We start from the raw sequence: 22049 nt of genomic DNA, 5'->3' as shown, positions 1-22049 counted from the left end.
GGTTACACTCCCACTTGCTCAATCTCGATGACATGCATCGGGATACCAACCAACCCATGCCGCATGGTGCTCTCGCTGGCCTTGAAGGTAAGCGCGTCATGGATCCAGTGCTGCTGGGTGTGGTTCTCCTGGGTTCCATTGGCAAGTGCCACGTCCACCGAATAATCGCCACTGGGCAACACCGGCATACGGAACCGGAAATGTGCACGCAGGCGGGTGCCTGCCCGTGCTTGAACTGGCTGTTCCCGATAGCTGAGGTAGGTGTTGTCGCCGAACAGCCGCTGCCCCAGCCGGTCCTTGACGTAGAACCCGAAGATCGGTGCATCCAGGGATTCGGACACCTCGGCCTCGATCATCAGGTCGGCAAGTTCGCCACCAGCCGTCAGCCGATGTACCTCGCCGTTGCAGTTCAACAACTGCACATCGCTGATGCGTGCGGCACCCGTACCGAATTCGTTGTCGATCCGCGTCGGATCGAACTCGAATATCTCGACAAGATTCCGCGTGGCCTCGCCATTCAATATGCCCTTGCGCGGGTCAACCACGTCCAACGGTATGGTGGCGCCCCCCGTGTTCGCTTCGCCGACAACCGCCTTCGCTGCCGAAATGGATGCCCGCACTATCACCGATTCGCCAAGCGAGGCACGGTCGGCCGCATGCTGCTCGGCCAGGTATCGCTCCACGACATCGCGTGCGGAGCCGTCCATCACCATTCGTCCCGAATCCAGCCAGATGGCCCGACTGCACAAACTGGTGACCGCCCCGGTGTCATGGCTGACGAACAGCAGCGTGCCGCGCTTCTGGAACTCACGCAGGTAGCGCATGCACTTTTGCGTGAAACGGACATCGCCGACGCTCAACGCCTCGTCGATCACCAGGGTATCGGCATCGACATGGGCCGCAATCGCGAACGCCAACCGCACGTACATGCCGCTCGAATACGTCTTGACCGGTTGGTTGATGAAGTCTCCGATATCGGCGAACTCCACGATCGACGGGTAGCGCTTGCGCAACTCGCCTTCCGGGATGCCGTAAAGCAGACCGCTCAGGTAGACGTTTTCCCTACCGGTGAATTCCGGATTGAAGCCGGCCCCCAACTCGAGCAAGGCGGCAATTCGCCCGGGCACATCCACCGCACCCTCGGTCGGATGAAGTGTCCCGCATACCATCTGCAGCAGGGTCGACTTACCCGAACCGTTGCGCCCGATGATGCCCATGGTTTCGCCGCGCCGGACATTGAACGATACGCCACGCAGTGCCCAGAACTCCTTGAAGTAGGCAAGCCCATCCTTTCCGATCGCGCGCCCAAAGCGCGGCAGAACCATTTGCTTGAGGCGATCCGCCGGTTGCGCATAGATCTCGTAGCGTTTCCCGAGTCCTTCGACGCGAATGCTGAAATCGTCAGAGGACATCGGCGAACCCTTTCCTGCTCCGCTCGAACCATGCAAAGGCAAGCCACGCAAACAGGCACGACAACACGGTATAGAGGCCCAGATGGGTCCACGACGGCGGTTTTCCCCAGATGAGGACATTCTGGGAGGCTTCCACGATGACCGTCAGCGGGTTCAAGTACATCCAGTCGCGATATGACTCTGGAATGAAATCCTTGGGATACAGGATTGGCGCAAGAAACATGAGCGCCGTGGTGATGATGCCGGTGGCTTGCTTGAGGTCACGCAGAAAAACGCCGAGGGAGGCCAGCAGCCAGATGGTACCGGCCACGAATGGCAAAAAGCATGCGACCACTACCGGAAAAAGGACAATTGTCCATGGCAGGGAGCCCTTCACGAACAATGAGATGATCAGCAGGACAACCGTCGAAACCAGCAGGTGAAACAAAGCCGAACCCAGCGCACTCCACGACAGTATTTCCAGCGGGAACACGACTTTCTTGACGAAATTCGTGTTTTCCACAATCAACGTCGGTGCCCGGTTGGCACATTCCGCGAACATGGAGTTGATATTCAATCCGGCGAACAGGATGATCGCGAATTCGAAGTGGCCCGTTACCTGGGCGTTCCAGCGCGAATTGAAGATGACCCCGAACACGAACGTGTAGATCATCAACATCAGCAATGGATTGAAGAACGACCAGAGCAGTCCGATAAACGACCCGCGATAACGGCCTACGACATCGCGTCGAGCCATTTGTACGACCAGCGCGAAGTGACGACGCAACGCCCGATATGGAGAGAAGGGGTCTATGAGGCGATATGCTGAAATCATGACTTCGGATAAGCCTTGCTTGTGACTGTGCGATCGACAATCCAGGAGATAAGTGGCACACCGCTGCGTGTATCACTTCGCATGCGAAGTGATGAGGATCCAGCGACGGCTCGAGCGTTCAACTCAACGCATGTTCCAGTTCGTCGCGCAGGTCCCTTATGTCCTCCACCCCAACAGACAGCCGCACCAGCCCATCACTGATACCTAGCCGCTTGCGGTTGGCCGCGGGCACGGATGCATGGGTCATGATCGCCGGGTGCTCGATCAGGCTTTCGACGCCGCCGAGCGACTCGGCCAGCGCGAACAGCTCGCAGCGTTCCAACATGCGCCGGGCCTTCTTCAGGCCACCCTTCACCTCGATCGTGACGATGCCGCCGAAGCCGTCCATCTGGCGCCTAGCCAGCGCATGTTGCGGGTGGCTCTTCAGTCCCGGGTAGATCACGCGCTCGATCGCCGGATGCTTTTCCAGCCACTTGGCCAGCTCCAGCGCGCCGGCGCAATGCGCCTGCATGCGCAGGTGCAGGGTCTTCAGGCCGCGCATGGCGAGGAAGGCGTCGAACGGACCGGCCACCGCACCTACCGAGTTCTGCAGGAAGCCCATCGGGCCGGCCAGGTCCTGGTCGCCGGCGACCACGATGCCGCCGACCATGTCGGAATGGCCGTTGATGTACTTGGTGGCCGAATGCAGCACCAGGTCGGCACCGAATTCCAGCGGCCGCTGCACCATCGGCGAGCAGAACGTGTTGTCGACCACCAGGATCAGGCCATGCTTCTTCGCGAACGCGGCGACCTTGGCCAGGTCGACCAGCTTCAGCATCGGGTTGGTCGGCGTTTCGGCCCAGATCATCCGCGTGTTCGGCTTCAGCGCTGCCTTCAACGCGGCACCATCGTTCAGGTCGATGAAGCTGAAGTCCAGCCCGGCCGAGCGCCGGCGCACCTTCTCGAACAAGCGGTAGGTGCCGCCGTAGAGATCGTCCATCGCGATCACGTGGCTGCCCGAATCCAGCAGGTCCAGCACAGTCGCCGCCGCGGCCAGGCCAGAGGCGAACGCGAAGCCGGCCACGCCACCTTCCAGGTCCGCCACGCAGCGCTCGTAGGCCATGCGCGTCGGGTTCTGCGTACGCGAGTACTCGTAACCCTTGTGCTTGCCCGGGCTCTCCTGCACGTAGGTCGAGGTGGCGTAGATCGGCGTCATGATCGCGCCGGTGCTGGGGTCGGGATGCTGGCCGGCATGGATGGCGCGGGTGCCCATTCCCTGTTCACTGCGTTGCTTGCCGCTTTTCATCGCTCTGTTTCTCCCAGCCCGCCGGACGGGCCACCTGGATGAGGATCAAGCCGGTAATTCTAGCTGCTAAGGGGTGACTGCCGGGCAAGCGGATGAAGATCACGTTCATCTGGAAGTGAGCAAACTGCTGGTTTTTCAATACTTCAATTCACCTCGACACCCTTGCAAGCCTGCCCGGTGCTTGGTCATCGCGGCCAGAAGCGGCATCATTTGCTGCCCGCCGGGCTTCGAACTGTCCGGCAGACCCGCTTAGTTGAACTAGGGACGTTATTGATGAACGAATCATCCACATGGAACAAAACCCTGCTGGTCACCGGCGGAGTTGGCTTCATCGGCGCCAATTTCGTGCTGCAGGCGGTGGCTGACGGCCTGCGCGTGGTCAACCTGGACAAGCTCACCTACGCCGGCAACCCCGACACGCTAGCCTCGCTGCAGGGCAACAAGGGGCATGTATTCGTGCACGGCGACATCGGCGACCGCGCGCTGGTGGCCAGGCTGCTGGCCGAGCACCGGCCCGATGCCGTCGTCAATTTCGCGGCCGAATCGCACGTGGATCGCTCGATCGACGGCCCGGCCGAGTTCGTGCAAACCAACGTGGTCGGCACGCTGGGCCTGCTGGAATGTGCCCGCGATTACTGGCGCAGCCTTGAAGGCACCGCCCGCGAGGCGTTCCGCTTCCTGCATGTGTCCACCGACGAGGTATACGGTTCGCTCGGCACCGACGGCAAGTTCACCGAGTCCACACCGTACGCGCCGAACTCGCCGTACTCCGCCTCGAAGGCCGCCTCCGACCACCTGGTGCGCGCGTTCCACCACACCTACGGCCTGCCGGTACTGACCACCAATTGCTCGAACAACTACGGGCCGTACCAGTTCCCGGAAAAACTCATCCCGCTGGTGATCCAGAAAGCGCTGGCCGGCGAAGCGCTGCCGGTCTATGGCGACGGCAGGAACATCCGCGACTGGCTGTTCGTGGGCGACCACTGCAGCGCGATCCGCCGCGTGCTGGACGCCGGCCGGGTGGGCGAAACCTACAACGTGGGCGGCAATGCCGAGCGTGAGAACATCGCCGTGGTGAAGACGATCTGCGCCCTGCTCGACGTACGCCGGCCTCTGGCCGACGGTCGTGCGCGCGAGTCGCTGATCACCTACGTCAAGGACCGTCCCGGCCACGACCGCCGCTACGCGATCGACTCCAGCAAGCTGCAGGCCGAACTGGGCTGGAAGCCGTCGCAGACCTTCGAAACCGGCATCGCGCGGACGGTGGACTGGTACCTGGCGCAGCAGCCGTGGGTGCAGCGCGTGCTCGACGGCAGCTACCGCATGGAGCGACTCGGCTCATGAGCAACACGCAGAAAGGCATCATCCTCGCCGGCGGCTCCGGCACCCGGCTGCACCCGATCACCCGCGCGGTCAGCAAGCAGCTGCTGCCGGTGTACGACAAGCCGATGATCTACTACCCGCTGGCCACGCTGATGCTGGCCGGCATCCGCGAGGTGCTGGTGATCAACACCCCGCACGAACAGGCGATGTTCCAGCGCCTGCTCGGCGACGGCTCGCAATGGGGCATCGACATCCGCTACGCGGTGCAGCCCTCGCCGGACGGGCTGGCGCAGGCGTTCACCATCGGCCGCGATTTCATCGACGGCAAGCCGAGCTGCCTGGTGCTGGGCGACAACATCTTCTACGGCGTGGGGCTGACCGAACGGCTCAAGCGCGCCGCTTCGCGCGAACGCGGCGCCACCGTGTTCGGTTACTGGGTGAAGGATCCGGAGCGCTACGGCGTGGCCGAGTTCGATGCCGCCGGCAAGGTGATCGGGCTGGAAGAAAAGCCGGCCCAGCCGAAATCGCATTACGCGGTCACCGGCCTGTACTTCTACGACGGCCGCGTGTGCGACTACGCCGCCTCGCTGAAGCCCTCGGCCCGCGGCGAGCTGGAGATCACCGACCTCAATCGCTGCTACCTCGACGATGGCTCGCTGCACCTGGAGCAGCTTGGCCGCGGTTTCGCCTGGCTCGACACCGGTACCCACGAGTCGCTGATGGAGGCAGGCAACTACATCGAGACGATCGAGAACCGGCAAGGCCTCAAGGTGTGCTGCCCGGAAGAGATCGCCTACGTCAACGGCTGGATCGACACCGAGCAGTTGCTGGCGCTGGCCGCCCCGCTGGCCAAGACCGGCTACGGCCAGTACCTGCAGCAGCTGACCCGGCAAGGCCACGTGCGATGAAAGTGATCGAAACCGCGTTGCCGGGTGCGCTGGTCATCGAGCCGCAGGTGTTCGGCGATGCCCGCGGCTTCTTCTACGAGAGCTACAACAAGGCCAAGTGGGTCGAGGCCGGCATCGACGTCAACTTCGTGCAATCCAACGTCTCGCGCTCGGCCCGCGGCGTGCTGCGCGGCCTGCACTACCAGTGGCCGAACCCGCAGGGCAAGCTGGTCAGCGTGCTCGAAGGCGAGGTCTACGACGTGGCGGTGGACATCCGTCGCGGCTCGCCCACGTTCGGGCAATCGGTCGGCGTGATGCTGACCGCCGACAATCACCGCCACTTCTGGGTGCCGGAAGGTTTCGCGCACGGCTTTTGCGTGTTGTCGGAGTTCGCCACCTTCACCTACCAGTGCACCGCGCTGTACGACCCGAAAGCCGACGCCGGCATCCGCTGGAACGACGCCGCGCTGGGCATCGACTGGCCGCTGAGCGAACCGCTGCTGTCGGACAAGGACGGCAAGACACCGCTGCTCGAGGACGTTCTGCCCGAGCGGCTGCCGGTCTACGCGCCGTGAGGATCCTGCTGCTCGGCGCCAACGGCCAGCTCGGCTGCACGTTTCTTGACCACGGTGGCCTGGCCGCCCGCGGCGAACTGACCATCGCCACCCGGGACGGCGCACTGGCGCACGGCGGCCATGGCGAGACCGCCGACCTGTCGATCCCCGAATCACTGCCCGCCCTGCTCGACCGCGTGCGACCGGAGGTGATCGTCAATGCCGCCGCGTACACCGCAGTCGACCGCGCCGAGCAGGAAGAGGCGCTGGCCACCCGCGTCAACGGCGAGGCGGTCGGCGCGCTCGGCCGCTGGGCGGCAGTGCACGGCGCGCTGGTGATCCACTACTCCACCGACTACGTGTTCGACGGCAGTCAATCGCAGCCGTATGCCGTCGACGCGCCGACCGGCCCGCTAGGCGCCTACGGTCGCAGCAAGCTGGCCGGCGAGCAGGCGCTGCGCGGCAGCGGCGCCGATCACCTCACCTTCCGCACTGCGTGGGTCTATGCCGCGCACGGCCACAACTTCCTGCGCACCATGCTGCGCCTGGGCGCCGAACGCGACGAGTTGCGCGTGGTATCCGACCAGCACGGCGCACCCACCGATACCGGGCTGATCGTGGACGGCACCCTCGCCGCCCTCGATCGCTGGCTTCAGTCCGACAGCGCGCAGCGTCGCGCACTGGCCGGCACCCATCACCTGGTCGCCGGCGGCGCCACCAGTTGGCATGGCTTCGCCAGTGCGATCTTCGAACAGGCCGTGGCGCTGGGCGTGCTTGCCCGCCTACCGCGGGTGGTCCCGATCAGCAGTGCCGAGTTCCCCACGCCGGCCGTGCGCCCGGCCTGGTCGTTGCTGGATAATGGCGGTTTCCGGCAGCATTTCGATTTCCCGCTGCCCGACTGGCAGCACGGCCTGCACGACGTGATGCGCCGGCTTGCCGCATCCGGGCACTGAACAAGGACCCAGCCATGTTGATCCCTCTCATCCTCAGCGGCGGCAGTGGCACCCGGCTGTGGCCGGTATCGCGCAAGAACCTGCCCAAGCAGTTCCTGGAACTGGCCGGCAAGGGCACGCTGTTCCAGCAAACCGTCGCGCGCACCCAACAGCTGCCGCACGTCGCCGCGCCCATCGTGGTGGCCAGCGAGGACCACCGTTTCCTCGCTGCCGACCAGTTGCTGGAAGCGGGCATCGAAGACGCCGCCATCGTGCTGGAACCGCTGGCGCGCAATACCGCGCCGGCGATCGCGCTGGGTGCGCTGCAGGCGCTGCAGCGCGATGCCGAGGCCGTGCTGCTGGTGCTGCCGGCCGATCATCTGATCGGCGACACCGCTGCCTTCGTCGAGGCGGTGCAGCAGGCGCTGCCGCTGGCGGCGCAGGGTTGGCTGGTGACGTTCGGCATCCGCCCGGATCGCCCGGAGACCGGCTTCGGCTACATCCGCCGCGCCGAGGCGATCGACGGTCACGGTTTTCGCGTGGAGCAGTTCGTCGAGAAGCCCGACCTGGCCACCGCCGAGTCGTACCTCGCCGACGGCGGCTACGACTGGAACTCCGGCATGTTCCTGTTCAAGGCTTCGCGCTACCTGGAAGAGCTGGCCGCACACGCGCCGGCGATGCTTGCCGCCGTGCGCGAGGCGCACGCGAAAGCCTCGATCGACCTCGACTTCGTGCGCATCGACCATGACGCGTTCGCGTTGGTGCCGGACAAGTCGATCGACTATGCGGTGATGGAGAAGACCCAGCGCGCCGCGGTGATCCCGGTCAGCTGCGCCTGGAGCGACATCGGCTCGTGGTCCGCGTTGTGGCTGACCGGCGACAAGGACGCCGACGGCAACCTGCGCGAAGGCGATACCATGCCGGTGGACACGCGCAACTCACTGCTGCGCTCGCACGAGCGCCACCTGCTCGCTACCGTCGGCGTCGACGACCTGATCGTGGTGACCACGCCGGACGCCACCCTGGTGGCGCACCGCGATGCCGCGCAGGACGTGAAGAAGATCGTCGAGCAGCTGAAGGCCGCCGGCCGCAGCGAGCACTCGCTGCACCGCGTGGTGTACCGGCCGTGGGGCAGCTACGACTCGCTGGAGGAAGGCCAACGCTTCCAGGTCAAGCGCATCGTGGTCAAGCCCGGCGCCAGCCTGAGCCTGCAGAAACATCACCATCGCGCCGAGCACTGGATCGTGGTCTCCGGCACCGCCGAGGTCACCTGCGACGACAAGGTGTTCCTGCTCAGCGAGAACCAGAGCACCTACATCCCGCTCGGCAGCAGGCACCGCCTGCGCAACCCGGGCAAGCTGCCGCTGGAACTGATCGAGGTGCAGTCCGGCAGCTACCTGGGCGAAGACGACATCGTGCGCTACGACGACGTCTACGGCCGCGCGTGATTCCGGAAACCTTGGTGCACCGAAACGCGTGATGCTTTTCGCCACGTGACGAAGAGCACCGCACCTGAAGTCGCACCCACAAAAGCCTGGGCGGCCAGGCATCCGGGCCTTTGCCACTCACGGTGTGATGGCGGCGAGGGCCGGCCGGCCTGGCGCCCGGTTTTCGGGCAAGCCAGCCAGACCGCGGAAGTCCCGGGGTGGCATGTCATAGGCGCGACGGAACGCATGATTGAAGTCCGCCGCACTCTTGAACCCGAGCCCGTAGGCGATCTCCACGACCGGTGCCTGCGGGAATTTGATGAGTTCGTGCGCGGCCTCGCGCAGCCTGCGATTGCGGATGTAGGCGGCCAGTCCGCCCTCATGCTCGAACAAGCGGTACAGTGTGGCGCGGGACAGCTGTGACGCGCCGACGATGCTTTCCAGCGACAGCCCCGGCTCGTGCAGGTGCTGCTCGACATGGCGTCGTACGCTGCCGAACACCGCCGCGCGGACCGCCGCGCGCGCGTCGCCACTCAGGCCACTCTGTTTGGCGAAGGCCCCGACGATCAGGCGCGCGCATGTGGTCATCATCACGCGGACCTCGGCCTCGCTCATCGCGCCGACGTTCCTGGAAAGCACCTCCAGTTCGCCGAGAAACAGGCGTGCGAGTGGTGATGTGTAGTCGATCACGCGGCCATGCAGCGACTCCGCATCGGGCAGCACCGACTCCACCACGGCGCGCGGCAGGAACAAGGCCATGACCCGGCTCCTGCACTCACGCTCCATGCGCATCGGCTGGTTCATGTCCAGCGCCAGGATGCCCGGCCGGGATTGCAGTGCCTTGCGCCGCGGATACAGGCCCGTGGTGGTTTCGACGCCGCCTCCCACCAGCACGTGGAAAACATAATCGCGCATGACGTCCGTGGAAATGCGCGCCACTGTGCGGGTCTGCGTGGTCGGGTCGGTGCAGGCGTCGAGAAACGTCATGCCACCGACCCGGTAATGGTCGAGCGTGGCGCGGAACCCGTCGGCCACCTGTGCGTGCGAAACCGCTATGTCGAGAAAGGAGGAGGTCTGATCGCGCCACGCCACCAGCTGCTGCGTTCGTGCGATGTCGCACGTGCTGAAGTGGTGGTGGATCGGCGCGGAAGCGTTTGCCTCGACTTCGGCATGGCTTGTGCTGTTGCTGGTCATCCCGGGCCCCCGTCCGCGCACGCCCATGCTACAGGACGCGCGCCCGCGCACCCGCTTTTACCCCCGCATGTCGCCGCCTGCCGTGGCGTGCCGTAACACCCTCCCGCGCTGGCGCTTAGGCTTGCTGGTGCCTCGAACCAGCGCCAGACCCGGCGTGCCGACTCGCTACCGCCTGTCGTCTTACCCACGAAAAACCTCGTTCCCCCATGTCGTCATTCCCGCGAAGGCGGGCATCGCTCCACCAGCGAGCCGCTCATCCACTTTGGCCTTGCGGTCGCAAAGCGATTCCCGCCTTCGCGGGAATGACGAACAAAAAGGCGGTTATTCGAGATTTCCCCAACCTTCCCTTCCCAAGTGAGACAGCCGATCAAGTCGCCTGTGCTTTCGCGCGCAAAATTCGCCGCTAACCAACCCGGTCATTCGAGCCTGCTCAAGAAGATCTTGCACCGGGGATATCTGCGTTGCACCACGGGGGAATCGCGTGAATCACATCTACCGGCTGGTCTGGAGCCAGGTCCATCGCACCTGGCTGGTCGTCTCCGAACTTGCCCGCGGTCGCGGCAAGGCCGGGCGTACCTCGACGCCGAGCCGCGCACGCTCGGTCTGGTGGGCCGCGCTACCCCTGAGCCTGCCCATGCTGGCTCTCGCTGCCGCGCCAGCCGGCATCACGGCGATCGATGCCGCCCGTCCGGCGGCGGCCATCGTCACCGCGCGTGCGGCGCTCGCGCCGACGGTCATCGCGCCGGTGGTGTCTTCAGCCCATCCCACCGGCGGCCAGGTCACCGCCGGCAGCGGCCGTATCGACTACGGCGATCACCTCACCACCATCCAGCAGAACAGCCAGAGCCTGTCGCTCAACTGGCTGAGCTTCAACATCGGCGCGCAAGATACGGTCAACTTCCTGCAACCGAATGCGCAGGCGATCGCCGTCAATCGCATCGCCGACCCCAACGGCAGCGTGATCCTCGGCCATCTCAACGCGAACGGCCAGGTGTTCCTGATCAACCCCAACGGTGTGCTGTTCGGCAAGAGCGCGCAGGTCAACGTGGGCGGCCTGGTCGCCAGCACGCTCGACGTCAGCGATAGCGAACTGGGTCGCGGCGCGCTGCATTTTGCCGGCGCGGGCCGCGGCAGCGTAACCAACCGCGGCACGCTCACCGCCGCACCCGGCGGCTACGTGGCCCTGCTCGGCCACAGCGTGTCCAACCAGGGTGCGATCCACGCACCTGCCGGCAGCGTGGCGCTGGCCGGCGGCAGTGCGGTCACTTTGAGTTTCGACGGCAACCATCTGCTCGACATGCAGATCGACGCCAGCACGTTGAATGCCTTGGCCGAGAACAGGCAGCTGATCGTCGCCGACGGCGGCCAGGTGCTGATGAGCGCCGGCGCGAAGGATTCCCTGCTGGCCAGCGTGGTCAACAACACCGGCACGATCCAGGCGCGGACAGTCGAAAACCGCGCCGGCAAGATCGTGCTGCTCGGCGGCATGGCCGCGGGCACCACGCGCGTAGACGGCACGCTGGACGCCAGCGCGCCGGACGGCGGCAATGGTGGCTTCATCGAAACCTCGGCCGCACAGGTGCAGGTGGCCGACGCCACGAAGATCACCACTCTGGCTGCCGCGGGCAATGCCGGCACCTGGCTGATCGATCCCACCGACTTCACCATCGCCGTCAGCGGCGGGGACATGACCGGTGCCACGCTCAGCAGCCAGCTGGGCGGCGGCAACGTCACCATCCAATCCACCGACGGCAGCGCGGGTACGCAAGGCAATATCAACGTCAACGACACGGTGAGCTGGAACGCCAACACGCTCACCCTCAATGCCCTGAACAACATCAACGTCAACGCCGCCATGAACGCCAGCGGCACCGCAGGGCTGGCACTGGCATACGGGCAGGCCAACCCTGCCGCGGGCAACACATCGACCTACAACGTCAACGCGCCGATCAATCTGGCTGACACCGGCAGCTTCAGCACCACGCTCGGCAACGATGGGGCCGCCATCGACTACACCATCATCACCGGGCTGGGCGATTCCAGTAACCTCGGCGCGGCCGATCTGCTGATGATGGGCAACAGCGGTTACTACGTGCTGGGGGCCGACATCGACGCCAGCGCCACGGCCGGCTGGAGCGGCGGGTTCGCGCCGGTACTCGGCTTCACCGGCACCTTCGACGGCCTGGGCCACACCATCACCGGCCTCACCATCAATCGACCTGGCCAGAGCCAGGTGGGTCTGTTTGGCCTGACGCAAGCCGGCAGCATCGTGCGCAACGTGGGCATGGTGGGTGGCGCGATAACGGGCAATGGCTTGGTCGGCAATCTGGTGGGCGATAACCACGCCACGATCAGTCATGTCTACGCCACGGGCACGGTGACGGACGTCAGCGCCCCCAATTCGCTAGGTGCAGCCGGCGGCCTGGTCGGCAGCAACAGCGGCACGATCACCGACGCCTACGCCACCGGCGCGGTGACGTCCGGCGGTTACGCTGTTGGCGGCCTGGTGGGGTTCAACCTCGGCACGATCACCAACGCCTACGCCACGGGCGCGACGAGCAGCGGTACCTCTGGCGCTAGTGGTGGTGGCCTGGTCGGCGTCAGCGCCGGCACGATCACCCACGGCTACTGGGACACCGACACCGCCAGCCAGGCCGCCACGGCCGGCGTCACGGGGCTGACCACGCAGCAACTGATCGCCTCCCTGCCGGCCGGTTTCGATCCGGCCATCTGGGGCAACGGCGACAACCAGACCACGCCGTACATGCTGGGCTGGGCGGGCAACCAGGTGTTCACCCGCAACGACCTGCCGGACGCCACCGGTGCCCGCCTGTACACCGTGGTCCTGGGTCTGGACCATCTGCAGGCCATGCAGGCCAACCTGGGCGGCCGCTATGTGCTTGGCAACGCCATCGACGCCAGCGACACCAGCGGTTTGAACGGAGGCACCGGCTTCGTGCCGCTGGGTACGGATGGCGCGGGAAATGTACTGAACGGTGGCGACGGCTTCACCGGCACTTTCGACGGCCTGGGCTACGCCATCAGCGGCCTCAGTATCGATCGCACAAACCGTGTGGGCCTGTTTGGCTATGCGGGCAACGGCAGCATCCTGCGCAACGTGCGCCTGCTGGGCGGAGCGATGACGGGCAGCGACTATGTCGGCGGTCTGGTGGGACAGGAGGTCGGCGGCACGATCACCAGCTCTTACGCGACAAACGTGGTGACGGGCAACGACTTCGTCGGTGGCCTGGTGGGCAGCAGCAGCGGCACGATCACCGATGCCTACGCCACGGGCGCGGTAACCGGAAAAATTCATGTCGGCGGTCTGGTGGGCGAGAACGACGGCGGCACGATCGACAACGCCTACGCGACGAACGTGGTAACGGGCAGCTCTATCGTCGGCGGCCTGGTGGGCAGCAGCAGCAACGGCACGATCACCGATGCCTACGCCACGGGCGCGGTAACCGGCAATGAGTCTTTCCACGGTGGCTATGTCGGCGGCCTGGTGGGTCAGGGTGACGGCGACACGATCACCAACGTCCACGCCACCGGCGTGGTGATTGGTTACGACAACTATGTCGGCGGCCTGATCGGCGGTAACACGGGCACGATCACCAACGCCTATGCCACGGGCTCGGTGACTGGTTCCGTCGGCGATGTCGGCGGTCTGATCGGCAATAACGCCGGCACCATCACCAACACCCATGCCACGGGCACGGTGAAGGGGTACGGCTATGTCGGCGGCCTGATCGGCAATAACACCGGTGCAATCACCAACGCCCATGCCATAGGTGCGGCGACGGGTTACGGCAGCTATGTCGGCGGTCTGATCGGCGATAACACGGGCGCGATTACCAGCGCCTATGCCACGGGCGCGGCGACGGCGGGTTACTACTATGTCGGCGGCTTGATCGGCAGTAACACGGGGGCGGTCGCCAGCGTCTATGCCACCGGCGCGGCGACAGGGGGCACCAACCCGACCAGCAGCTTCGCGGGTGCCACCGACTATGTCGGCGGCCTGATCGGCAGTAATGCTGGCATGGTCAACAACGCCTACGCCACGGGCGCGGCGACGGCGGCCGACGACTATGTCGGCGGCCTGATGGGCAGTAACGACGGCGTGGTCACCAACGTCTATGCCACGGGCGCGGTGACGGGTAAAAGCCATGTCGGTGGCCTGGTGGGTTTCAACGACGGTGGCACCGGCGGCACGGTCGGCAACAGCTACTGGGACACGACAACCACCGTCCAAACCGAAGGCTGCGGTGGCACCAGTTGTGGCAGCGGTGCTTCCGGCTATACCACGACGCAGATGATGCAGCTTGCCTCCTTTGCAAGCTGGGGCGCGAACATTGACGCCCAAGGCGGCACCGGCAGCGTTTGGCGCATCTACGAAGGCCACACCGCGCCGCTACTGCGTTCCTTCCTCACACCCCATACGGCAAGCGCGCAGCCGGACTTCGACGGCAGCGGCGCGGCGCTGGCGAATATCGCCAGCAGCAACATCACCGTGCCCACGGATGCGCAGATTCTTGGCAGCGTCTTCGGCGGCGATACCCTCACGCTCGCCGGCCTGACCGCTGGCGGCGGCTACACCGCCACCTCGAACGCCGATCTCTCCGGCCTGTATTCCACGCAGCAGGGTTACGACCTGATCGGCAACGCGAGCCGCATCATCAGCACGCCGGGCAGCGCCGCGGGCGAAGTGCGCCTGGACAACGGCGCCAGCTGGAGCAGCGGCACGCTGGCCATTGCCACCGCCGGCAATATCAACATCATGGGTGCGCTCAGCGGCGACACCCTGCGTCTGAACAGCGGCGGCGCGATTACCGACACCCATGCGCTCAACGTGGCCAGCTTCGTGCTCGGCGGCGGCAACTGGCAGCAGCTGGGCGCGACGTTGCCTGCCTTCAACGCCACCGACTTCAGCCTGGCTGGCGGCAGCTTTGTGCGCGCCCTCGGCGGTGACGGCAGCAGCGGCAATCCTTGGCAGCTCACCGATCTCTATGGCCTGCAAGGCATGGGCACACGGCTGAGCGACAGCTTCACCTTGAGCAACAACATCGACGCCAGCGCCACAGCGAGCTGGAACGGTGGCGCGGGCTTCGCGCCCATCGGCAACAGCACCACACAGTTCACCGGCATTTTCGATGGCCTGGGTCACACCATCAGCGGCCTCACCATCAACCGGCCAACGCAAAACAACGTGGGGTTGTTCGGTTCTGTCGGCGGCACCGTGCTGCGCAATATCGGTTTGGTGGGCGGCAGTGTCAGTGGTGCCGATTATGTCGGCGGGCTGGTGGGACAAGTCAGTTCCGGCAATATCAGCAATGCTTACGCCACCGGCACGGTCAGTGGTAATAACTATATTGGCGGGCTGGTGGGCTATTTCGGCGGCACCGGTAGCCTCAGCCAGTCTTATGCCACCGGAAATGTCAGCGGCGTTGTCGCTGGCAGTTCTTACATTGGCGGGCTGGTGGGCTACAACGGCAGCACTCTCAAGAATGTCCACGCCACCGGCAATATCAACCTCTCGTACTTCGGCCAATACGTTGGTGGGCTGGCGGGTAGCAATGGGAGCCTGTATGGCTATGGCCTTATCTCGAATACCTATGCGACCGGTAACATCAGTGCAGGCGTCGGTTCTGGCGGCGGTGCCAATTACGTTGGTGGGCTGGTGGGGCAGAACTCATCCTATATTGAGACCTCCTACGCCACCGGCAATCTCGCGACTGATCCCGATGGCGGTTCTATGTGGGCAGGCGGGCTCGTGGGTAGGAACGGGGAAAGCGGCAAGTCAGGTGTGATCGCCAATGCCTACGCCACCGGTAATGTTGACGGCGGTCTACTCGGTATGTACTTGGGTGGACTGGTAGGGCAGAACTACGGCCTTCCCCGCCCCGGTGCCATTAGCAATGCCTACTCCACCGGTCACGTTTCCGGCACCCTTGGTGATTATTCGGGCGGGTCGGTGGGGGAAAATAATGGTTTTACACTCCAAGGCGTCTACTGGAATACGGAAACCTCAGGCCAGAGCAGTGCCGGCGCCTACACAGCCGGCGCCATCGGACTGACCAGCGCGCAAATGCTGCAGATCGGCAGCTTTGGCGGCTTCAACAGCATCCCCTTCACCTGTAGCGGCGGCTGCCACGCTGGCATCTCCGCCATCGGTGGCACCGGTGCCGTCTGGCGTATCTATGAAGGCCACACCACGCCGCTGTTGAGCGTCTTCTTGACGCCCTACACGGTAAACGCGCAGCCGGACTTCGACGGCAGCGGCGCGGCACTGGCAAATATCGCCAGCGTGACTGTGCCTACGGACCCAAAGATTTTCGGTAGCGTCACCGGCGGCGACACCCTCACGCTTGCCGGCCTGACCGCTGGCGGCGGCTACACCGCCTCTTCGAATGCCGATCTCTCCGGCCTGTATTCCACGCAGCAGGGCTATGACCTGATCGGCAGCGCGAGCCGCACCATCAGCACGCCGGGCAGCGCCGCGGGCGAGGTGCGCCTGGACAACGGCGCCAGCTGGAACAGCGGCACGCTGGCGATTGCCACCGCCGGCAACATCAACATCATGGGTGCGCTCAGCGGCGACGCCCTGCGTCTGAACAGCGGCGGCGCGATTACCGATACCCATGCGCTCAACGTGGCCAGCTTCGTGCTCGGCGGCGGCAACTGGAATCAGATCGGCGCGACCTTGCCCACTTTCAGTGCCACCGATTTCACCCTGGCCGGCGGCAGCTTTGTGCGCGCTTTGGGTGGTGATGGCAGCAGTGCTACTCCGTATCAGTTGGCCGACGTTTACGGCCTGCAAGGCGTGGGTACCTTGCTGGGTGACAGCTTCACCTTGAGCAACAACATCGATGCCAGCGCCGCGACGGGCTGGAACGCCGGCGCGGCTTTTGCGCCCATCGGCGACAGCACCACACAGTTCACCGGCACCTTCGATGGCCTGGGTCACACCATCAGCGACTTGACCATCAACCGGCCAACGCAAGACAACGTCGGCCTGTTCGGTTATACCAGCACCGGCAGCACGATCAGCAACGTCGGCCTGCTGAGCGGTAGCACGACAGGCCGGAGTGAAGTCGGCAGTCTGGCCGGGTACAACGACGGCACCATCAACCAAGCCTATGCCACCGGCGCGGTCAGCAGCAGCTCCTACTCAGGCGGCCTGGTCGGATACAACACTGGCACCATCAACCTGGCCTATGCCACCGGCGCGGTCAACAGCAGCTCCTATTCAGGCGGCCTGGTCGGGTACAACAAAGGCACGATCAGCCAAGCCTACGCCACCGGTACGGTCAGCGGTGCCGCGGGCAGCGGCAACAGCCCTCTTGGCGGCTTGGTCGGGGCCAATGTACTTGGCGCGATCAGCCAGGCTTATGCCACCGGCGCGGTCAATGGCGGCACCGCCAACAGGGTTGGTGGCCTGGTCGGGTGGAACGACCGTGGCATGATCGACCAGGCCTATGCCACTGGCGCAGTCAACGGCGGCAACTACGTCGGCGGACTGGTCGGATTCGGCTCCGGCAGCATTAGCCGGACCTATGCCACTGGCGCGGTCAGCGGTGTCGACTACGTCGGCGGGTTGGTCGGGCTCGGTCAAACTGGCTCGATCAGTCAAGCCTATGCCACCGGCGCAGTCAGCGGCAGAAACTATCTCGGCGGGCTAGTCGGGAGCGGTGGCAGCAGCATCATCGGCAGCTACTGGGACATGGAAACCACCGGCCAGACGTATGGCTGCTCTTGCTACGGTGATGTCACCGGCCTGACCACCGCGCAGATGATGGACCCTGCCAGATTCACCTATTGGGGCATCGCCACCGCCGGCGGCAGCACGTCAGCGTGGCGCACCTACGCAGGGCATACCGCACCGCTGCTGCGCGCGTTCATGACGCCGCTGGCACTGGGCAGCGACAATGTCAGCCTGGTCTACAACGGCAGCGACCAGACCAGTTCGAACTACACCTACGGCACGTTGACGCCGGGCTTCTGGCTGCCCTCGGCCAGTGTCGATGCGTCACTGATCCTGGGTAGCGCTGGTGCCAGCCTTGGCGCGCGCAACGTCGGCAACCATGCGCTCGACCTCAGCCCGTATTCGGGCCAGATGGGCTACGACATCGACTATACGGCTGGAACGCTGACGATCACCCCGGCCACCTTGACCCTGTCGGCCGCCGGCGACAGCAAGGCCTACGACGGCACGACGGACTCCGCCGGCATGGTGACGTTCGGCGGCCTGCTGGCCGGCGACAGCCTCGCCGGCCTGACCCAGAGCTTCGCCTCGAAGAACGTGCTCGGCACGAACGCCAGCACGCTCGGCGTCGATGCCGGCTACGTCCTCGACGACGGCAACGGCGGCGGCAACTACATCATTGCCACCCATACCGCCGCGGGCACGATTGCGCCCTACGTGGTCGACCTCGGTGGCTCGCGCGTCTATGACGGCAGTGCCGCCGTCGACGCCGGCGATCTCGTGCTCGGCGCCCTGGTCGGCAACGAGACACTGACCCTGTCCGGTACCGGCAGCATGGCCGACAAGAACGTCGGCAACGGGAAGAGCTTCACCCTCGGCACCCTGACCCTGAGCGACGGCACCGGCGACGCCGCAAACTACATCCTCGCCGGCGGCAACGACACCGTCGATATTTCCAAACGGGCGATCGTGGTCGACGCGACCGGCGCGGACAAGGTCTATGACGGCACCACGGCCGATGCGGTGAAACTGGCCAGCACCAGCCTCCTCGTCGGTGACACGGTGAACTTCAGCGGCACCGGTGCCTTCGCCGACAAGAACGTCGGTGTCGCCAAGGCGGTCGGCGTGAGCGGCATCGCCGCCACGGGCGCGGACGCGAACAACTACAGCTACAACACCACCGCGAACACCGCCGCCGACATCACCGCGCTCGGCGTCACGGTCGATGCGACCGGCATCAATCGCGTCTACGACGGCACCACCGCCGATGCGGTCGCGCTGGCGAGTGCCGGCGTGCTGTCCAGTGACACGGTGAACTTCATCGGCACCGGCAGCTTCGCCGACAAGAATGTCGGCACCGGCAAAACCGTCAGCGTCTCCGGCATCGCCGCCGGCGGCAGCGACGCGAACAACTACAGCTACAACACCACGGCCGCCACCACCGCCGACATCACCGCCAAGACGATCACGATCAATGCGACCGGCGTGGACAAGGTTTACGACGGCAGCACCGCCGCGACGATTGCGGCGCTGGGCGCGACTGGCCTGGTGGCGGGCGACGTAGTCACCTTCGACAACGCCTCGGCGGCCTTTGACGACAAGAACGCCGGCACCGGCAAGACGGTCACTGTCAGTGGCATCGGCGCCAGCGGCACCGACGCCGGCAACTACAGCTTCAACACCACGGCGAACACCACCGCCGACATCAGCCAGCTCGGCATCACCGTTGCCGCAACCGGCAGCAACAAGGTCTATGACGGCACCACCGCCGATGCGGTCGCGCTGGCGAGTGCCGGTGTACTGTCCGGTGACACGGTGAACTTCACCGGTACCGGCAGCTTCGCCGATAAGAATGCCGGCACCGGCAAGACCGTCACGGTCAACGGCATCACTGCCAGCGGCAGCGACGCGAACAACTACGGCTTCAACGCCACCGCGACCACGACCGCCGATGTCACGCCCGCGACGCTGACGTACCGCGCGGATACCGCCCACTTCCAGACCGGACAGATGCCGGGCGGTTTGAGCGGTGCCGTGGCCGGTCTGGTCGGTGGCGACACGCTCGCCGATGCCACCGAGGGCGCGCTGACATGGCAGACCCCGGCCACCGCGGCCAGCCCGGCCGGGCTGTACGCCATCGACGGCAGCGGGTTGTCCGCGCTCAACTATCTGTTTGAGCAGGCGCCGGAGAATGCCACGGCACTGCAGGTCATCAATGGCAGCGCGTCCCGCGTCGTCACCACCATCGTGGCGGGGCTGCAACAGGACGAGACATCGCCGGACGATGACGCGAATGCCCCGCATGCCCCGGACGTGCGCGTCGTCGGTGGCGGGGTGCGCCTGCCGTGAGCCTTCTCCCTCGTTCGTTATCCGCCCACCGCAAGGACTGCTGCATGTCTGTGTCTTCCCGCTTCCGTCTCTCGCCGCTGGCGCTGGCCTTGTTCGCCCTGCCGCTGGCCACGCCGGCGCAGACGATCCCCAACAGCGGCCAGATCCTGCAGCAGGTGCCGCCGAAGCCCACGGAGAAGCCGGCCACCGAACCCGGCCTGGTGATCGAATCGCCGGCCAACCACACCATCGACGACGCCACCCCGTTTGCGGTGACGCATGTGCAGCTCGAAGGCAACACCGTTTTCGACAGCACCACGCTGCGCGCGCTAGTCGCCGACGGCGAAGGGAAAACGCAGACCCTGACCCAACTCAATACGCTGGCGCAGCGGATCACCGATTACTACCACGCGCATGGCTACCCGCTGGCACGCGCGCTGGTACCCGCGCAGACGTTGAGCGGCGGCACGGTGCGCCTGCAGGTGGTCGAGGCGCGCTACGACCAGATCCAGCTGGACAACCGCAGCCGCGTCAGCGACGGCCTGCTGCGCGCCACGCTGGCACCGTTGCGCCCCGGCGAGGTAGTCACCCAATCCTCGCTGGATACCAGCCTGCTGCTGCTCGGCGACTTGCCCGGCGCGGAACCTCACGCCACGCTTCGTCCCGGCGCGCAAACCGGCACCTCGACTCTCGACGTGCATGCCGACGCCGGGCCCACCCTGCAAGGCCAAGTGGTCGCCGACACCGCCGGCAGCCGCTACACCGGCCGCCTGCGCGTGGGCACCTATCTCGACCTCAACAACCCGCTGCGCCACGGCGACCAGCTCAGCGTGGGCGCACTTTCTTCCGGTCACGGCATGCGCTACGGCCGGCTGGGCTACCAGTTCACCCTGAACGGCCACGGCACCCGGCTCGGCGCGGCGTATTCGATGCTGACCTATGCGCTGGGCGGTCCGCTCGATGCGCTGGATGCGCACGGCACCGCCAAGGTTTCCAGTGCATCGCTGGTGCAGCCGCTTGTGCGCACACGCAATAGCCGTCTGGACGTCCGTTTGCAGTTCGACCGCAAACAACTTCGCGATCGCATCGACACCACCGCCCTGCGCAACGACCGCCACAGCGACCACTGGACCGCCAGCGTCGTCAGCCAGCACGGCGACCTGTGGGCCGGCGGCGGCATGACCAGTGCCAACCTCAGCGTCGGCCACGGCCGGCTCGGTTTCGACGAGGTCGCCGCGCAGGCGGCCGATGCCGCCACCGCACGCACGCAGGGCAGCTACACCCACTGGAACGCCAGCCTCACCCGCCTGCAAAACCTCAGCGCCACCACCCGTCTCTACGTCAGCCTCAGTGGTCAGCACAGCAACCGCAACCTCGACTCCTCCGAGCAGTTCCTGCTGGGCGGGTCGAACAGCGTGCGCGGCTACGACGTCTCCAGCATCGCCGGTGCCAGCGGCTGGCTCGGCACGGTGGAGCTGCGCCACGACCTGCCGTTCGACTGTGCCGGCCACTGCGAAGGCAGTCTGTTCGTCGACCACGGCAGCCTGCGCGTCAATGCCGAGCCGTGGACTCGCGACCCCAATCGCGCCAACCTCAGCAGCGCCGGCGTGGGCTTCAACTGGATCGGCACCAGCCCCTGGCAACTGCAGGTGCAACTGGCCACGCCGATCGGCGCCGTCCCGGCGTTGCTGGGCAAGCGCGGCAGTGCACGTGCGTGGCTGCAGGTGGCCAGGGGGTTCTGAGTGTCAAATGAATACGGCGAGCGCGATGAAACGGCCGCCGTATTCGACACGCAGCCTCATGCCGAAGCTGGCCATGTCGAGAGCAATCCAGCAGCTATCCGGGCGATAGGCGACATCATGCGTTTCCATGATGTTTACGGCCGCGCCTGAGGCACCGCCGCTCCTGGAAGGGGTTATCGCGAAGAACAGTCGCGCACAGGGTGCTCTCCTTCGCGCTATTCCACCGTCACCGACTTGGCCAGGTTACGCGGCTGGTCGACGTCGGTGCCGCGCAGCACGGCGACGTGGTAGGCGAGCAGTTGCAGCGGCACGGTGAACACGGCGGGGGCGATGAAGGCGCCGCCGGAGGCCACACGCAACATGACGCCATGGTCGGCCATGTCGCCCATGCCGGCGGCGCCGTCGGCGAACACGATCAGGCGGCCGCCGCGGGCGCGCACTTCCTGCAG

13 protein-coding genes and 1 pseudogene are annotated in these 22049 nt (G+C 65.5%); 7 read left to right on the top strand and 7 right to left on the bottom strand.

What is annotated here, in order from left to right; genetic code table 11:
* Window positions 1-2: 2 nt before the first annotated feature.
* The 4 genes from ABIE04_RS14225 to ABIE04_RS14210 all read right to left on the bottom strand — a co-directional run bounded on the left by ABIE04_RS14225 (window position 3) and on the right by ABIE04_RS14210 (window position 3650).
* On the bottom strand, window positions 3-1412 hold the full coding sequence (locus ABIE04_RS14225; RefSeq protein WP_354551536.1) for an ABC transporter ATP-binding protein: 1410 nt from the start codon (window positions 1410-1412) through the stop codon (window positions 3-5).
* Complete coding sequence (locus ABIE04_RS14220; RefSeq protein WP_354551534.1) at window positions 1402-2226, bottom strand: ABC transporter permease; 825 nt, start codon at window positions 2224-2226, stop codon at window positions 1402-1404. The genes ABIE04_RS14225 and ABIE04_RS14220 overlap by 11 nt, the downstream gene beginning before the upstream one ends.
* 118 nt (window positions 2227-2344) lie before the next feature.
* Complete coding sequence (locus ABIE04_RS14215) at window positions 2345-3478, bottom strand: trans-sulfuration enzyme family protein (RefSeq protein WP_436410391.1); 1134 nt, start codon at window positions 3476-3478, stop codon at window positions 2345-2347.
* 7 nt (window positions 3479-3485) lie between these two features.
* On the bottom strand, window positions 3486-3650 hold the full coding sequence (locus ABIE04_RS14210) for a hypothetical protein (protein ID WP_354551529.1): 165 nt from the start codon (window positions 3648-3650) through the stop codon (window positions 3486-3488).
* A gap of 134 nt (window positions 3651-3784) precedes the next feature.
* Here ABIE04_RS14210 and rfbB point away from each other — a divergent pair, with 134 nt between their 5' ends.
* Genes rfbB through ABIE04_RS14185 form a run of 5 tightly spaced genes read left to right on the top strand, consistent with a single transcriptional unit; the run spans window position 3785 to window position 8655 of the window.
* Window positions 3785-4855 (top strand): dTDP-glucose 4,6-dehydratase, encoded by a 1071-nt coding sequence (gene rfbB, locus ABIE04_RS14205; protein WP_354551527.1) that lies wholly within the window; start codon window positions 3785-3787, stop codon window positions 4853-4855.
* On the top strand, window positions 4852-5742 hold the full coding sequence (gene rfbA / locus ABIE04_RS14200) for a glucose-1-phosphate thymidylyltransferase RfbA (protein ID WP_354551525.1): 891 nt from the start codon (window positions 4852-4854) through the stop codon (window positions 5740-5742). The genes rfbB and rfbA overlap by 4 nt, the downstream gene beginning before the upstream one ends.
* On the top strand, window positions 5739-6296 hold the full coding sequence (gene rfbC / locus ABIE04_RS14195; protein ID WP_354551522.1) for a dTDP-4-dehydrorhamnose 3,5-epimerase: 558 nt from the start codon (window positions 5739-5741) through the stop codon (window positions 6294-6296). Before rfbA ends, rfbC begins: the two co-directional genes overlap by 4 nt.
* A complete protein-coding gene (gene rfbD / locus ABIE04_RS14190; RefSeq protein ID WP_354551520.1) occupies window positions 6293-7228 on the top strand; it encodes a dTDP-4-dehydrorhamnose reductase in 936 nt (311 codons plus the stop codon). Before rfbC ends, rfbD begins: the two co-directional genes overlap by 4 nt.
* Window positions 7229-7242: 14 nt before the next feature.
* Window positions 7243-8655: a mannose-1-phosphate guanylyltransferase/mannose-6-phosphate isomerase gene (locus ABIE04_RS14185; RefSeq protein WP_354551517.1), complete on the top strand. Its 1413-nt coding sequence runs from the start codon at window positions 7243-7245 to the stop codon at window positions 8653-8655.
* A gap of 117 nt (window positions 8656-8772) precedes the next feature.
* Here the strand turns inward: ABIE04_RS14185 and ABIE04_RS14180 are convergent, their stop codons facing one another.
* Window positions 8773-9828 carry a helix-turn-helix domain-containing protein gene (locus tag ABIE04_RS14180; RefSeq protein WP_354551514.1) on the bottom strand — a complete coding sequence of 352 codons (1056 nt, stop codon included), beginning with the start codon at window positions 9826-9828 and terminating at the stop codon, window positions 8773-8775.
* Between the two features lie 481 nt (window positions 9829-10309).
* Here ABIE04_RS14180 and ABIE04_RS14175 point away from each other — a divergent pair, with 481 nt between their 5' ends.
* Together ABIE04_RS14175 and ABIE04_RS14170 are read left to right on the top strand one after the other, a co-directional pair.
* Complete coding sequence (locus ABIE04_RS14175; protein WP_354551511.1) at window positions 10310-19879, top strand: GLUG motif-containing protein; 9570 nt, start codon at window positions 10310-10312, stop codon at window positions 19877-19879.
* Between the two features lie 44 nt (window positions 19880-19923).
* Entirely contained in the window at window positions 19924-21600 is a 1677-nt protein-coding gene (locus tag ABIE04_RS14170) for a ShlB/FhaC/HecB family hemolysin secretion/activation protein (RefSeq protein WP_354551508.1), read from the top strand.
* 3 nt (window positions 21601-21603) lie between these two features.
* Here the strand turns inward: ABIE04_RS14170 and ABIE04_RS14165 are convergent, their stop codons facing one another.
* Both ABIE04_RS14165 and ABIE04_RS14160 read right to left on the bottom strand, forming a co-directional pair.
* Window positions 21604-21729 (bottom strand): hypothetical protein, encoded by a 126-nt coding sequence (locus ABIE04_RS14165; RefSeq protein WP_354551506.1) that lies wholly within the window; start codon window positions 21727-21729, stop codon window positions 21604-21606.
* Between the two features lie 86 nt (window positions 21730-21815).
* Window positions 21816-22049: pseudogene (locus ABIE04_RS14160) on the bottom strand (glutamine--fructose-6-phosphate transaminase (isomerizing)); the annotation flags it as partial.

Origin of the sequence: Rhodanobacter soli (assembly GCF_040548735.1) — a bacterium.
Taxonomy (GTDB): domain Bacteria; phylum Pseudomonadota; class Gammaproteobacteria; order Xanthomonadales; family Rhodanobacteraceae; genus Rhodanobacter; species Rhodanobacter soli_A.
Note: the sequence above shows the minus strand (reverse complement) of the source record. Positions and strands in the feature narration are given on the sequence as shown.